The following is a 15,026-nucleotide window of genomic DNA, read 5'->3' as shown; positions in this document are numbered from 1 at the left end:
TTTTGAATGGGCGGGCCCCTCCGCGCTTGCTCCCCGAAGCACCCGAAAGCTTTGCTTCGTGATTTCACGAAAGGATTTCTCATGTCTATTTTTTGCCGCGCCCTGGACCGGCTCGCCAATCGTTTGTGGGCGGGCCGCAGGGTCACACTTCGTTTCACCGCCGACTATCGCGTCGCCGGCTTCACCTTGCCGCTCATCGAGCGACTGCTCTTGGACAACGACGATGGCGAAACCTATCGCTGCTCGATCGCGCAATGGACGCTCAATGAGCGCCCGTCCCTCCATATCTACCGGGGCGAGCTTTCAAGTTTGCGGATCGATGGCCCGTTGCAGAAGGCGGGCATGAGCTATCTTCCGCTGGGCGGATTGATCGAGGCTCCCGGCGTGACCGCGCACCTCAATCCGGTCGAAGCTCACCGGCTCGATGAGCGAGTGCAGAAAGCCATCGAGCAAACGATACTCCACTGGATCGTCGAGCAAGGCCTTTACGATCAGCCGCGACAGCACCGCGAGATCGACCGCCGCAAGGCCGACCGGGAAGCTCGCGCTATCATTGCCCGATGGGTGGCGGATCATTTCGCCAAACCGATGACTGACGCTCTACAAAACGGAAGCGATCGACCCTGCGATTGCTGCTCCAGCGAACTCGGCGGCTCCATGTGCGATGGTTGCCTGAAAGGTTTGGACCATGTCTGAACCGGTCGTTTTTGTCTCAGGGTCGCAGGGCCGCGATGCTACGCATCGGACCCGTAATTTGGATACACACCTCACGCACGGGTGCATCCAGCTTTTCCGCCACTTTTCGAGGGTGCGATCAGAGTGCGCTTCGCCGCTGCTTCGCCGAAGCGACGCTTTTCCGCCAAAATCGGAGGGTGCGATCCGCACCCTCGTGGAGGTGGCGTGATGAAGACCGTCCAACATTCCATCCGCCTGCCCGCGGCGCTCGACACGGCGCTTCGCGCGCTGGCCGACCGGGAAGGCAAGACGGTTTACGCGATGCTCCGCCGCTGCGTGAAGAAAGGGATCGATGGTCAGGTAAATCCCACCGTCAGCAGCTCAGACGATCACGAACTGGTCGCGGAGGTTGCGTCGATGAGCACGCGCCTTGCCGATGTCGAACGCCTGCTCGACCGAACCTTGCATACGGCCTGCGCTGCCTATTGCTATGCGCGCAGCGCCGCGAAGGGCGGCGGCAAAAGCGACGAGGTCATCAGCGCCGAGACGCAGCGAGCTTATGACCGACAACGGGCGGCAGCGGAGGAACGGCCATGAGCGAGCCTCATGATCTCCGGCTCCATGCCGAGACGCTGCGGCGTCATCTTCGCTACAGCCAGACGCGGCGGTTCAAACGGCATGTTGCCGTCATGCTATCATCGATCGCGCTCGGCGGTTTGGCGGCGCCCTATCTAATGCTCGACCCGAGCATCCTTCGGGACACCGGCACCCATTATCACGCGAAGATGCTGTCATGGTTTGCAGGCGACGACGGCGATCCCGGGATAGTCATCCGCTACCAGGGGACGGACTATCTGACGCCCGCTCGCACGGTCGCGACCGATCCCTATTTTGTCCGCCGGGCGAGCATCGCCAAGTCGTTTGTCATGCGCGGCGCCATGCTGGGGCTTGTAGCGTGGCTGTCAGGCTTGCTCCTGCTCCGCGATGTCGCCGCGCGCCGACGCGAACGCGCGCTCCGCGATCGCGTAATCGACGGTACCAAGGTGACGAGCGAGAAAGAGCTTGTGAAACTGACGCGAGCCGAGGCCGGTTCGCATCCGCTGGCGATCGGTCCCGTCCCCTTTCCCCGCCGCCTCGAAACTCGCCACATGGCGATGGTCGGCACGACCGGCAGCGGCAAGACGACGGTGCTGCGACAGATGCTCGACGGGATCGCCGCGCGCGGCGAAGCCGCGCTGGTCTATGACACCAGCGGCGAGTTCATCGCGCACTACTACCGGCCCGAGTGCGGCGACATCATTCTCAATCCGTTCGATGCCCGCTGCGTCTATTGGTCGCCGTTTGCCGAGATCGCGCATCCCGCCGATGCCGATCGCATAGCGCAGCAACTCGTTACCGAGACCGGGAAGCAGGACGACGACGTCTGGCTGGAAACGAGCCGCATCCTCGTCGCCAACATGATCCGGGAGCTGTGGAAGGAGAAGAAATGCACGCTGCCCGACCTGCTCGAAGCGCTGCAGAAGATGGACAAGGACAAGCTCAAGACCTGGCTCAAGGACACGTCGTCGGCGCGCACCTTCTCCGACGACGCCGACCGGGCCACCGGCAGCGTGCTCTTCATGCTCGCGAAGGCCGCGAACCTAATCCAGTTCCTTCGGATGCCAGAGGAAGGCGAAAAGGTATTTTCGTTCCGCGATTTCATCGCCGGCCTCGACGAGACGAAGGGCGCCAAGCCCTGGATCTTCGTGCCGCGGAAGGAAGAACAATTTGCGGCGCTCAAGCCTCTGCTCGCGTGCTGGCTGGAATGCGCCGCGAGCGCCATGCTGGGCCTTGCTCCGTCATCCGACCGGCGCGTCTGGTTCCTGCTCGACGAACTGGCCGACTTGCCGCGGGTCGATAATCTGACCCGCCTGCTACCTGAGGGCCGCAAGTTCGGGGCGGCGGTCGTGCTCACCTTCCAAGGCGTGGGCCAGATGCGGCATCGCTACGGCGACGACCTCGCAGAATCCATGCTTGGCTGCTGCAACACCAAGCTCTTTCTCCAGATGGGTGACGGCGAGTCCCGGCGCTGGGCGAGCGACACCATCGGCACCTGCGAGGTGGAAGTCCAGACCATGACCGGCGCGCTTGGCGATGGCGACGATAAGCCGCGGATAACGCTTGGCCGACAGCGCAAGACCCGGCCCGCCGTTTTCGAAAGCGAACTGCGCCTCGCACGCTACGAGGGCTATTTGCTGTTCCCCGATGGGTTGCCGGTCGCGCGCATCGCGCTCACCGCCGACCATATCGAGAAACGCGGTGAGCCGCGCCAGCCCGCATTCGTCGCCGCGAACCCGGAGACAACGCTCTGGCACCGGCCGTTGGAGGCGGCGCCCAAAGAAGAGTCCGACGGCGCAGTGCCGACACCGGCCGAGGAGCCGGTCGTCGAAAAGCCGAAGGTAAAGAAGAGGCCGCCAGCGCCTCCGTCCGCGGACGACGGTGGACCGATCTGATGGTCGCGTCGGTATCCGCGCTGACGAGCTCAGCGCAGGCGAGCAGCTATTATGAGGCTGACGATTATTATGCCGAAGGCGGGCTGTCGCCATCAGAATGGCAGGGCAAGGGCGCCGAGGAGCTCGGGCTGTCGGGCGATGTCGATCGCGATCGATTTCGGGAATTGCTCGATGGCAAGGTCGCGGGACAGCAGCTCGGCACAGTTCGTGACGGCCAGCTCGAACATCGCCCCGGCTGGGATGTGACGCTGAGTGCGCCCAAGTCGGTGTCGATCATGGCCGAGGTTGCGGGCGACCGGCGGCTGATCGAGGCGCATGGGCAAGCGGTGAGGACGGCGCTCGCGCATGTCGAGGCGCATATGGCCGCGACCCGTGTTCGGCATGGCGGCATCGTGATACGCGAGGCCACCGGCAATCTCGTCGTCGCGAGCTTCCAGCATGGGACGAGCCGTGCGCAGGACCCGCAACTCCACACCCACAATGTCATCATGAACGCGACACAGGGGGAGGATGGATCGTGGCGCAGCCTCGAACCGCGCGCCATCTATCAGCTCCAGAAGCAGATCGGCGCCATCTACCGGCAGGAGCTGGCCTTGAAGGTCCGCGAACTCGGTTATGAGATCGCACCGGGCAAAGAGTCGATGTTCGAGATCAAGGGTGTCTCGGCGGATGTGATAGCGGCGTTCAGCACGCGCAGCGCCGAGATCGAGGCGGCGCTCGGCGAGCGCGGAACTTCGCGCGAGGAGGCAAGCGCTGCCGAAAAGCACGTGGCCGCGCTCGATACGCGGCAGACAAAGGTGGCGACCAACCATGGCGTGCTTGTCGCCGACTGGCGCGAGACCGCCGACCGGGCGGGGTTCGATGCCGAGGCCCGGCTGGCACTGGTGCGCGAAGCCAAAGCCCAAGCGGCAAACGCTATTCACCTTCCCGATCCATCGATCGCCGATCGCGCCGTCGTCCACGCCGCCGCCAAGCTAGGCGAGAGGCAGTCGGTGTTTGCGGTCGCGGCCCTCCACGAAGAAGCGGGGCGGGTTGGACTTGGGAAGGTCGGCTATGCCGAGATTGGCGACGCGATCGGGCGGGCGGCGAAGGAGGGCGACCTGATCGACCGCACCTTCCTCGATCGGCGCGGCGCCGCGTTCGCCGGGTTCACAACCCGCCACAATATTGCCGCCGAAAGGGCGCTGCTCCGTATCGAAGCGCAGGGGCGCGGCGCCCTCGCGTCGATCGCTTCGCCTCTTGCCGCCGCCAAGGCTGTCGCCAGCGCGGCGGCGCAATCGGAGCGCGCCGGCTTTGGCTGGAATGCCGACCAGAAGACCGCGACCGAGCAGCTCCTTACCAGTCGCAATCGTATCACCGCGGTCCAAGGCTATGCCGGCACTGCCAAGACCACAACGGTACTTGCCACCTTCGCGCGCGAGGCCGAAGCGCGCGGCGTGTCGGTGGTCGCGCTGGCGCCGACCGCATCGGCGGCGATGACACTCGGCGAAGCGCTCGGCACGCGCGGCGATACCGTGGCGCGCCATCTACTCGCGCCCGAGGGTTCGGCTCCCGGCCAGCCGGTCGCCTGGATCGTCGACGAGGCCTCGCTCTTGTCGGCGCGCGATACCGCGCGGCTGTTCGAGTTGGTCGAGCAGCATGATGCCCGCGTCATCCTTGTGGGTGATGTGAAGCAGCTCGGATCGGTCGACGCCGGCGCGGCATTTGCGCAGCTTCAAAGTGCCGGCATGCAGACCGCCACGCTCGGCGAAATCGTCCGGCAGAGCAATGCAGCCGCCAAGGAGGCGGTGCTCGCCTCGATAGAAGGCGATGCGAAGAAGGCGCTCGCCGCGCTCGATCGTGGCGGCGGCCAGATCGTCGAACATGCCGATCGCGCCGGCCGCTTCGCCGCTATCGCCGAACGCTACTCCGGGCTCGACAAGGGGGCGCGGTCCCGCACGCTTGTCATTGAGCCCTCACGCGAGGGGCGCGACACGTTGACGGCGGACATAAGGGCGGCGCTGGCCAAATCGGGCGCGCTTTCCGGTCCCGCCGTCGCCATGGAAAGTCTCGTCAACAAGAGCCTCACCCGCGCCGAGGCGCGCGATCCGCTGAGCTACGACCGGGGCGATGTCGTGCGCTTCACCCGCGACTATCCCGACAAGGGCGTCGCGCGGGGCGAAGCCTATCGTGTCGAAGCGGTCGATCCGGCGAAGGCCGCCATTGCGCTGAGGTCCGAGGATGGGCGTGAGGTCGATTGGCGCCTTCGCCAATGGGGCGCCGGCAACGTGCAGGTGTTCGCGTCCCAGACAATTGACCTCAGGACCGGAGACAGCATCCGCTTTACCCGCAACGATCGCGAGGCCGGGCGGATCAACGGCGCGCGCGGCGAAGTCGCCGCGATCGATGAGCAGGCACGGACCGCAACGGTGCGTGGCGCTCGCGGTCAGATACAGACGCTCGACCTCGATACCGCGCGCGACCGGCATATCGCCCACGCTTATGTCGACACCGCATTCGCCGCGCAGGGGCGCACCGCCGATCATGTCATCATCCACGCTGACAGCCGCGCCGCCAATCTGGTCGACCAGAAGAGCTTCTATGTCGGCATCTCGCGCGCGAAGGAGTCGGCGACGATCGTCACCGATGATTGCGCGAAACTGACATCGGCGATCAACCAACGCGCCGGCGTCGTGCAGACCGCGCTATCGCAGGGACCCGCCGCAGGGGCCGCCATGGCGCAAGCAGCCATCGCTGCGCCTGCCGCCGACAAGGCAATCAGCGCGGCGGTTTCCCAGGCCGCGACTTCGCTGCCCGGCATGGGGCTTTAGCTCTTGCCAAAGCGCCCGATCTTCCCGAAGATTCCGCTACATGCGTACCGATGTCACCCATCTTCCCGCCGCTAAGCAGCGTGAACTCGAACGGATCGTCGAGACGATCTTCGAGGAGTTTCGGGGTGCGACCGAGAATGCGACCGGGCCGCGAAAGGGTGCGCGCATCCTCAAGATCATCCTGTTCGGCAGCCACGCGCGAGGCGACTGGGTCGACGCGCCGCTGTCGGCGAACCAGTATAAATCGGACTATGACATCCTCGTCATCGTCAGCCAGAAGGAGATGACCGATCGCGCCGCCTATTGGGCGAGTGCCGAGGAACGTCTCATTCGCGCGTACACGATTGAGAAGACGCTCCACACGCCAGTCAACTTCATCGTTCACAGTCTGCATGAGGTGAACGACGGGCTCTCGCATGGCCGCGTCTTCTTCATGGAAGTCGCGAAGGACGGGATCGCGCTTTACGAAGCCGATGACCGAGAGCTGGCCACACCGAAGCCGAAGACGCCTGAACAGGCGCTCGAAACGGCGCGGGAATATTTTGAGGAGCATGTCGCCAGCGCGGCAGAATTCCTTGAAGGTTACAAATTCTACATGGGGCGGGAGAGCTGGAAGAAAGCTGCCTTCCTGTTGCATCAGGCTACCGAGAATATCTACACCTGCGCCTTGCTGACGCTCAGCTTCTACTCACCTTACAACCACAATATCGCGTTCTTGCGCTCGCTGGCTGAGGGGCTGGACCGTCGTCTTTACGGTATCTGGCCCGAGGCGACGCATCGCGAGCGGTCGATGTTCCAGAAGCTGAAAGAAGCGTACACGAAGGCAAGGTACTCAAAACACTATCGGATCAGCGAAGAGGAACTCGCGTGGCTCGGCGAGCGCGTGGAGGAACTGGGCCGTGTCGTCCATCAGGTCTGCTCGGACAAGATCGCCGAGCTTGAGGCGGCGGCGCGCCGATAGGCGCTGGGCTGGCCCGCTTGCCGGGACTCCCCGAGTCTGGCATAACCGTCGGCACGGGATGGAACGACTGGCGGCCATTCCGGGGATTATCCTGCCAGGCATCATGTAGGTCCGGCCGCGTGTCGGACGGTTGCTGATAGCCGCTCAGGCGGCACCACAGCGAACACCGCTTGCCTATCCGCGCGCAATCGCGCGGACCGCCGCGGTGCGAGCTGCAAATGACACCCCCCATAACCGACGTTTACGCGCGCGAAGTCGTGATGGCGCGCGTCGGCCACCTCATCCGGCGCAAGCAGCGCGAAATCGAGCGTATCACCCGCATCCTGCGCGGCCAGTTCGACCCCTCGCAGGTTCAGGCGCCCGAGCCCGGACGCATCAAGCGCATCATCCTCATCGGTCCATATGCACGGCGATCTTGGTACGAAGACAGCCGAACGATCGAATTTTCCGATTATGAATTCTGGGTCGTCGTCAATCATCCGCTCTTCACTGACGAGCTTTGTTGGCGGCGCGCGCGGGCGACATTCGACCGCGAACTGGGCAATCGCTGTGCGATCGATATCGAGATCTACTCGAAGTCCGACGTTCGCGCGGCAAAGGCCGAGCGCGACACCTTCATTCTCGATCGGATCGAGGGCGGGATCACCCTCTATCGCGCGTCGCGCGATGCACCGCTGCCCATCGGCGAGTGCGGGGGAGACCGGCCATGACCGCCGCAGGACCCTACCCCACGTTCGAAGCATTCTACCGGGCGGAGCATGGTCGGATGTTCCACTTCTTCCGGAGGAAAGTTGGGCGTGATGAAGCTCCGGACCTCGTGCAGGAGGCATTTACCTGTGTCCTGCGAAGCGGGGCTTTCGATAGGCTCGAAAATCCCAATGGCTATTTGACGCGGACGGCTCGCAATCTGGTGATCAACCGGGCGCGGACATGGCACCGGAAAGGGTGCGTGCTTTATCCATTGGACGAGGCCCGTGATGCTCCGCTCGCTCCCGAACAGGAATGGAAAATCGAAGGCCGAGAGCTTCGTGCGGCATATCGGCGCGCGTTACTTTCCTTGCCGCGACGGACGCGGCGGATATTCCTGATGCACCGCTTGAAGGGCTTGTCGTATCGCCAGATCGAGGTCGAACTCGGCGTCGGTGATAAATGCGTCCAATATCACATCATGCGGGCTTTGAGCCGTTGCAGGAGGGCAGTCGCCCGATTGCAATGACTTGATTCTACCCCGCTAGCGAGATCGTCGAGGCGCATAATCTATTCCGGAATGGGCGGATTTTCGGGCCGGGTTTGACTGCCGTTGGCAGAGTTGGCGTTCGCGGGAGGCGAAATCTTTCTGTCCGCCGGTAGGGAGCTCGACAGGTCGGCGATATTGTTGCGCATTTCCCTAAGCCAATCTTCGAATGACTCTTCTCCGGCTATGTCGATCCCCTCGAGAAATTCACTGGTGGACCATGCAACGATCTCTTCGTTCCGGATATCGATGTCGATCATGGACAGATTGAGGCGCACCGTTCGCGAGGTTGCCTCGACGAGGGGGAAAGGAGCGCCCGCGGTAAGTTTGCGTAACCGATGCAGTTCAAGCCGCAGGCTGGCCTGCGCCTGACGCAATTCTCTCGAACCCCAGAGCTTGTCTTGGATCCATGCTCGCCATCGCTCGCCGGAATTGGCGCTGGCGAGGAGGGCAAGCAGTGCGATTGCCTTCTTGCTGGTCACGTCGAGCCGCTCTCCGTTCGGCGCCGCCAAATGAAATGCTCCTAAAAGTCGTAGCCGATAGCGGGCCATCCCGTTCACCCCCACCTCCCTTCCCAATCCCCGCACGGGAAACCGTGTTGCCCGGCTCGGATAAGACGCGGCCAAAGGCGGGAGCAATGCCGAAAAGGCATCGGACGAATTAATAACGCTACGGACACGCAATGACAACGATTCATTAACGCTCTGCAAACGCAGCAATTGGCATCTGCGTCCTTGATCGACCGAGCAACCGGTCTGAATCAGGGGGAATACTTCAACATCTATTGGTTCTCGCAGTCCTATCTGTCGCCCGCATGGCTTCGGGCGCGGTCAGTAACTCGCCATATTCAAGCAGAGGAATAATCATGACGACCAACTCCACTTCTCATTTGCGCAGTTTTCATTTGCGCAGTTTCGCCAAGGGGGCGCTGCTCGTTTCGGCGGCTTTCCCGCTGTCGGCGCTGATCGTTGCGGAGCGCGCGAGCGCCGAACAGACAGTGGAGGTCAATGCCGCGGAAGCTGCTGCGAGCGTTCAGGCGAAGATCGACGCGGCCAAGGCGACGCCGGATCGCGACATCTCGATCACGGTGACGTCGAAGGGGACGGTTACGGGGCCGGGCACGATCGGCATCTCGCCAATCGCGGGACAGGGCGACGGTGCAATCGTCTTCGGCAACGCCGGCAGCATCGGTGCGGTCGATAAGGCCGGCGCGGTGACGGATTCGGTTGGCGTTGTGCTCAACGGGTCGCCGGCTAAGGCGGATAATACGCTGACTGCCACTAATAGCGGGTTGGTCACCGGCGGTTTTTCGGCGACCGGCTTTGGTGGCACCGTGTCGCTCGACAATAGCGGAACCATCCACAACGGCGTCATTCTTGCCGGCAAGAGTGACGTGAAGATCGCTTCGACCGGCGCCGTTCGCTCGGGCAATGTCGTGGTTGCCGCGGTGGAGACGACCAAATCTACCGTTTCGGGTGACACCACGACCGACGTCACTGCCAGCGGCAACGCGACCGGTACGGTCGGCGATGTGGCGAGCGCCGACGGCAAGACCAAGGGCAACGTCACCTTCTTCGGCCAATCCGGCAACGCCGACGGCACGGTGACCGGCGCCGCCGGCACTGTGTTGGCTTATTCGGGTGGTGCCTCGCGCACGATCCAAAACACGTTCGTCGCCGCGCCGCCGGCCGGAAAAACGACCATCACCAACGAATCCAACACGACTTACGCCCCCGGCTCCGCCAAGCTTGCGACGACCGCGAAGAGCAAGGTCGATGAGGTCCTCGGCTTTGCCAACGGCGATGTCGAGATCGCGGTCGCGGGAAGCGTCGTCAACGATGTCCGGGCGAGCCTCCTCGGCAACATCAACAGCATGAACAAAACCACCGTGACGCTTGACGGTGCCGGCGGCCTGGTCGAGCAGGTGTTCGCTTCGAGCACAGCCTCTGTTGCCGGCAATTCCAAGATATCAGTTGCTGAGGGCGCGTCGGTCGGCGGAAACGTCAATGCGACGGCAAGCGGCGACGCTTCGGTCGAAAATGCCGGAGAGGTTGAAGGCACGTTGACCGCCAACGCCGGCAGCGGCGGCGCCAATTCCTTCGAACAGACCGAAATCTTCGACGGCAAGGGCGTCAGGCTGAGCTACGTCTCGAAGCAGATCGATGCGCCGGTTGTCGGCAGCGCAACCGTCGTCATCGCGGAGACCGGTTCGACCGGCGGGTCGGTACTGGCTACGGCGACCAAGGATGCTTCGGTCGATAATGGCGGTTCGGTCGGCGGCAGTCTGACCGCGAACGCTGGGACCGGCAACACCCGGGCCATCGACCAGGAACTGGTTTACGACAAGACCGGCGCGCTCGTCCTGAGCAACGTCTATGAGGAGTCAAATACCCGGTCGAAGGGCAATGCTTCGGTCGTCGTTGCGGCGGGCGCCGAAATCGATGGCGGCGTCGTCGCGAACGCGACGCAGGATATCACGATCAACAACGCCGGAACCATCGGCAGCGGTGTGACGGGCAATTCGTCGGGCAGCGACTCGACCTACGTCCGTACCGAACTGACGCCGGAGGCCGTCATCGACGCGAAAGCGGGTACGACCACGACCAAATATAGCGAGGTGATCGAAACGACGAACGCCAACGCGACGGGCAAGATCGACTTCACGAACGCAGCCGGCGGCGTCGTCGGTTTCAACGGCGTCGGCACCGTGGATCTGAACGCGGGCGGCGACATCACCATCCTTAATCAGGGCGAGGTTCGCGGCATCACCAATGCGCGGAGCAGCGGCGGGAAATCGGCCGGCAGCACATCCTACAAATCGACTTCGATCGTCGACGGCAAGGGCGGCAGCAGCTTCACCGAGGAACGCGCGAGCAGCAACAGCTACACCGCAACCGGCGGCAGCGTGACCGGCACCTATGCCGGTGCAAACGGTACGACCAATTTCGGCTCGCCTACCGTCGGCAATGTCACGCAGGTCGCGGATCTCGCGAGCACCGTCACCGTGACCGGATCGATTTTCGGCGATGTCCGTTCGACGGCCGGTAACTCGAACGTGGCGGGAACGCTGAGCAAGAACAGCAGCAGCGAAACGACCGTGCTCGACGTCGACGCCAGCGGCACGCGCCGCGGTGAATATGCCGACTCCTATGAAGAGACGGCGATCAGCGGCGGCGACAGCAAGGTTGTGATTGCGGGGCGGGTCGCAGTCAGTGAAAATGCGGGGGGAAGCGCTAACGTCATCTCGCAGGGCACGAACAGTTCGTCAGTCGCCGTGAGCGGCTCGGTCGAGCAGAACGTCACCAGCAATTCCTTCGGCGCCCGCGCGTCCAAGTCCAACAATGCTGGCGGCTTTGCCCAGACCTTCACCAAGGGCGCGCCCGTCACCGATGAACTGAGCGCCAAATTCGGCAATTCGGTCGTCGTGACCGACGGTGTCGCGTCGGCGTCGATCACCGGGAAGGCGACGGCCAACCGCGACACCGTCGGCGGTTCGGTCTCGGTCAATGGCGTGAAGTCGGCAACCGTTGACGTTGCGAGCAAGGCTGTCGTCGGCGGCAATCTGTTCGTGAACGCTGGCAATGGCGCCGACAGCGAATCGGCGACCGAACAGACCTATGTCCGCGATGCGAAGACCGGCGTGGCCACCGCCTCGGAAAAGATCGTCTCGACCAGCGGTGCCGCGGCGGCGCAGGGCAATGCCGCGGCGACAATCGCCGGCACCGTCGAAGGCGGCACCTATGTGAACGCCGGACGGGGCAACGCAACCGTCACCCTGACCGGTGTTTCGGAGGACTATGTCACCGCTATCGCGGACGGCAACGTCACCAAGACCACGGTCGAGCGCGAATGGACCGGCAAGACAAAGTCGGCGTCCGAAAACTTCGGTACGCTCGTCGGCAGCTTGACCGGCCGCACGCTCGAAGAAAGTGTCACCACCGAAATCACGAGGGTCGGCGGAAAGGCAACCGTTCTCGTCGACACGGCGCAGGCGCTGAAGGACAAGGCCGCCGTTGCGACCGATGATGTCTATGCATCTGGTGTGAGCGGTGCCTCGGTCGAAATCACCAAGGGCTCGATCGTCGCCAGCGATGTCGAAGCCGAAAGCGTCGCCTTCAACAGCGTGACAACCAGCACGACGAGCAACGATGGCAAGGGCACCGTTAATCTGGCGAGCGAGACGAAGACGACGATCGTCGGCGGCCCCGCAAGTGTCACCAATGCCGGGCTGATCGGCGACGATGTCTTCGTCACCAGCGCGACTTCGGCCACGGTGACCAACACCGGCAAGATCGGCGATAATGTGTCGGCTTCGGCGATCGTCGACGGTTTCAACTCGAGCAGCGAAACCACCAATTTCGGCAAGGCTTCGCTCCAAACGGCGACGGTCGTCTCCACGCCTGTCGTGGCGCTGGGTAAGGCCAGCGTGACGAACGCCGCGGGAGCGACCATCGGCGGCGACATTGAGGTCGAAGCTGGTGAAGGCACGGTAACGAACAACGGCACGGTTCGCGGCACCACCTTCCTCGGCCGGAATATCGACACGGCTATCCGCACCGAGGTCCGCACCGATACGTCGACCGAGGAGAGCTATGCGCCGGCGGCGGCGCTGCTTGCGCAGGCCTACACGGTCAACCAGAATGGCGTATCGGGCGGTTTCGATGTACGCGGCGGTCTCGACAATGATCTGACCGGAGAAGGCCGGGTCAAGACGAGCGACGTGAAGGCGACGATCAACCTCAATTCGGGGTCGGCGACGCTCGGCAGCATCTTCGGCGAGGTCGACGAGGACGGCAACCGGACGACGAATACCACGGTCAATCTTGTCGGCTCGGGCTTCCTCGGCGCCGATGCGATCCTCTACCCGAACCAAAAATGGCCGGTCGGCGACGACAAACCCAATCCGGTTCTGTCGCTTGGGAAAGATGCACAGGATCTGTTCGGCGGATCGAACTATCAGGTGCGCGTCGTCGGGGTCGAAACGCTCAACAAGGAGGGCGCGGGTACGTTCGTCATCAATGGCGCGGCCTATGAACCCGCTCTCCCGGGCGGCAAGCCGAGCTACACTCTTGATGTCGGTAACTTCAACATCAAGGCAGGCGAGGTCCAGCTGACGACGAGCCAGGCGACAGACGCTGAGTTCGGGGTCCGCGGCAATATCAACAACGCCGCGACGCTCGTTCTCGGTCGCCGCATCACCCCGGGACAGAATCAGTTCGGCAACAGCCTCGTCGGCCAGACCGAATTGATCGACGGCATCACCGTCCGTCAGGTCGGCGACTATAACCAGACCGCGGCGGGCACGACCGTCGTTGGCCTGACGCCGACGCTGGTCCGCGTTTATCGCACTGCGGTTGGTAATGGTGACTCGCTGCCCGAGCCGCTGGCTCCGGTCGCGGGCAATGTGTCGGTAGGCTATTTCACCACGCCGGCGCTCGCAGATGCTGAGGTCGATCCTTCGCGGGTCAACATCACGGGCAATCTGAACCTGGCCGGGAAGGTCGCGGTGAACGTCTATCGTGACAGCCTCTACGCCAACGGCGATGGCTATACGCTGTTCACCTACACCGGCACGGGGGCTGTTTCGGCCGCCGCTGCACCGACCCTGACTTCGCCCTTCGTGGGCTTCACCCTGGTGCACGACACGGCGAAGAAGGAAGTGCGTCTGGAAGTGAAGCGCAGCAGCTATGCCGGCGGGGCGAACAACCCCAACGCCGTTGCCGCTGCGACCGGTCTCGACTCGGCGCTCGCCTCGGCGATCACGAAGATCCGTACCGACGCCGCCGGCGGCGCAGGCTTCGCTTCGGTGACCGAACTCGGTTATGCGCAGGACATCGCCAACGTCGCGACGGCGCTCGATTTCCGCCTGTCGTCGGATCAGGCTGCGCAGCTCTTCAACGAGCTGTCGTCGGGTGAGGTCTACGGGTCGCTGGCGGCTGTCGATCAGAACGGCGTCTTCGGGCAGATGCTCGACGTCATGACGAACCGTCGTTCGTTCGGCGGCGATCTGGCGACGCAGCTCTGGCTCAATCCGGTCGGTAACTGGGCGAAATATGGCGATGGCGATGCCTTTGGCGCCTCGGACATCCGGGCGAACAGCTATGGTCTCGCGGGCGGTGTCGACTTCGCTTATGCGGCCGACGGGGCCTTCGGCTTCGGCGGTGCCTATGCCGAGCATGACATCGCCGCACGCGGCACGCCGGAAGCGGTCGATGGTCGTACCTGGACCGTGGGTGCCTATGTCACGCAGGGCTTCGGGCCGATCTATGCAAATGCGAAGCTCGCTTATGGCTGGACCAACTATGACGCAACCCGCACGATGGGCCTGTTGGCCCGGACGGCAGAGGCATCGATCAACGCCAAGCAGTTCGATGTCAGCCTCGAGGCCGGCTACGATTATCGCACCGGCAGCGTGACGATCACGCCGTACGGCAAGCTGGTTCTGCGCCGGACGTCGCTCGAAGGCTTCACCGAGACCGGTGCGGGCGCGTTCAGCCTCGACGTCGAAGGCCGCAAGAAGACGGTCTTCTCGCCGGTCCTCGGCGTGAAGCTCGGCACCGAAACCGAGCTTTCGGACAGCGTCACGCTGCGTCCCTTCGCGCGGGCCTCCTATACCTTCCAGGGTAACCTGCCGAGCGACATCACCGCGCGCTATGTCGGCGGCGGCGATGCGTTCATCCTGAAAGGCGCCGAGCCCGACAGCTTCGGCATGATCGAGGCAGGGTTCGAAGCGAAGGTGGCGGACAGGCTGAACCTGTTCTTCACCAGTAGCCAGACGTTCGGAGGGGATAACAAGGTAACCGGCCTACGTGGCGGCGTAACCTTCCAGTTCTGAGCTCAACTGGGTCCACTGG

Annotated in this window: 9 protein-coding genes; 8 read left to right on the top strand and 1 reads right to left on the bottom strand. The window is 63.5% G+C overall.

From position 1 onward, the window contains the following. Positions 1-81: 81 nt before the first annotated feature. The 7 genes from CDQ91_RS06785 (at position 82) to CDQ91_RS06755 (ending at position 8,154) form a co-directional block, all read left to right on the top strand. Complete coding sequence (locus CDQ91_RS06785) at positions 82-696, top strand: hypothetical protein (RefSeq protein WP_174688476.1); 615 nt, start codon at positions 82-84, stop codon at positions 694-696. A gap of 207 nt (positions 697-903) precedes the next feature. Beyond that, entirely contained in the window at positions 904-1,272 is a 369-nt protein-coding gene (locus CDQ91_RS06780; protein ID WP_088471987.1) for a hypothetical protein, read from the top strand. Further along, a complete protein-coding gene (locus CDQ91_RS06775) occupies positions 1,269-3,167 on the top strand; it encodes a type IV secretion system DNA-binding domain-containing protein (RefSeq protein ID WP_088471986.1) in 1,899 nt (632 codons plus the stop codon). The genes CDQ91_RS06780 and CDQ91_RS06775 overlap by 4 nt, the downstream gene beginning before the upstream one ends. Beyond that, positions 3,167-5,977 carry a MobF family relaxase gene (mobF, locus tag CDQ91_RS06770; protein WP_088471985.1) on the top strand — a complete coding sequence of 937 codons (2,811 nt, stop codon included), beginning with the start codon at positions 3,167-3,169 and terminating at the stop codon, positions 5,975-5,977. Before CDQ91_RS06775 ends, mobF begins: the two co-directional genes overlap by 1 nt. 40 nt (positions 5,978-6,017) lie before the next feature. Beyond that, the gene (locus CDQ91_RS06765; protein WP_088471984.1) at positions 6,018-6,938 is read left to right on the top strand and encodes a HEPN domain-containing protein; all 921 of its coding nucleotides are present in this window, start codon (positions 6,018-6,020) and stop codon (positions 6,936-6,938) included. Between the two features lie 218 nt (positions 6,939-7,156). Next, complete coding sequence (locus CDQ91_RS06760) at positions 7,157-7,648, top strand: hypothetical protein (RefSeq protein WP_237245858.1); 492 nt, start codon at positions 7,157-7,159, stop codon at positions 7,646-7,648. Continuing rightward, positions 7,645-8,154, top strand: a complete 510-nt coding sequence (locus CDQ91_RS06755) for an RNA polymerase sigma factor (protein ID WP_088471983.1) — start codon at positions 7,645-7,647, stop codon at positions 8,152-8,154. Before CDQ91_RS06760 ends, CDQ91_RS06755 begins: the two co-directional genes overlap by 4 nt. A 41-nt stretch (positions 8,155-8,195) precedes the next feature. Here the strand turns inward: CDQ91_RS06755 and CDQ91_RS06750 are convergent, their stop codons facing one another. After that, a complete protein-coding gene (locus tag CDQ91_RS06750) occupies positions 8,196-8,732 on the bottom strand; it encodes an AfsR/SARP family transcriptional regulator (protein WP_144036711.1) in 537 nt (178 codons plus the stop codon). 305 nt (positions 8,733-9,037) lie between these two features. Here CDQ91_RS06750 and CDQ91_RS06745 point away from each other — a divergent pair, with 305 nt between their 5' ends. Beyond that, entirely contained in the window at positions 9,038-15,007 is a 5,970-nt protein-coding gene (locus CDQ91_RS06745) for an autotransporter domain-containing protein (RefSeq protein ID WP_158213630.1), read from the top strand. Positions 15,008-15,026: the final 19 nt, after the last annotated feature.

Source organism: Sphingopyxis witflariensis (assembly GCF_002205635.1).
GTDB classification, from domain to species: domain Bacteria; phylum Pseudomonadota; class Alphaproteobacteria; order Sphingomonadales; family Sphingomonadaceae; genus Sphingopyxis; species Sphingopyxis witflariensis.
The sequence above is the reverse complement of the archived record's forward strand: the minus strand, read 5'-3'. Positions and strand labels throughout refer to the sequence as shown.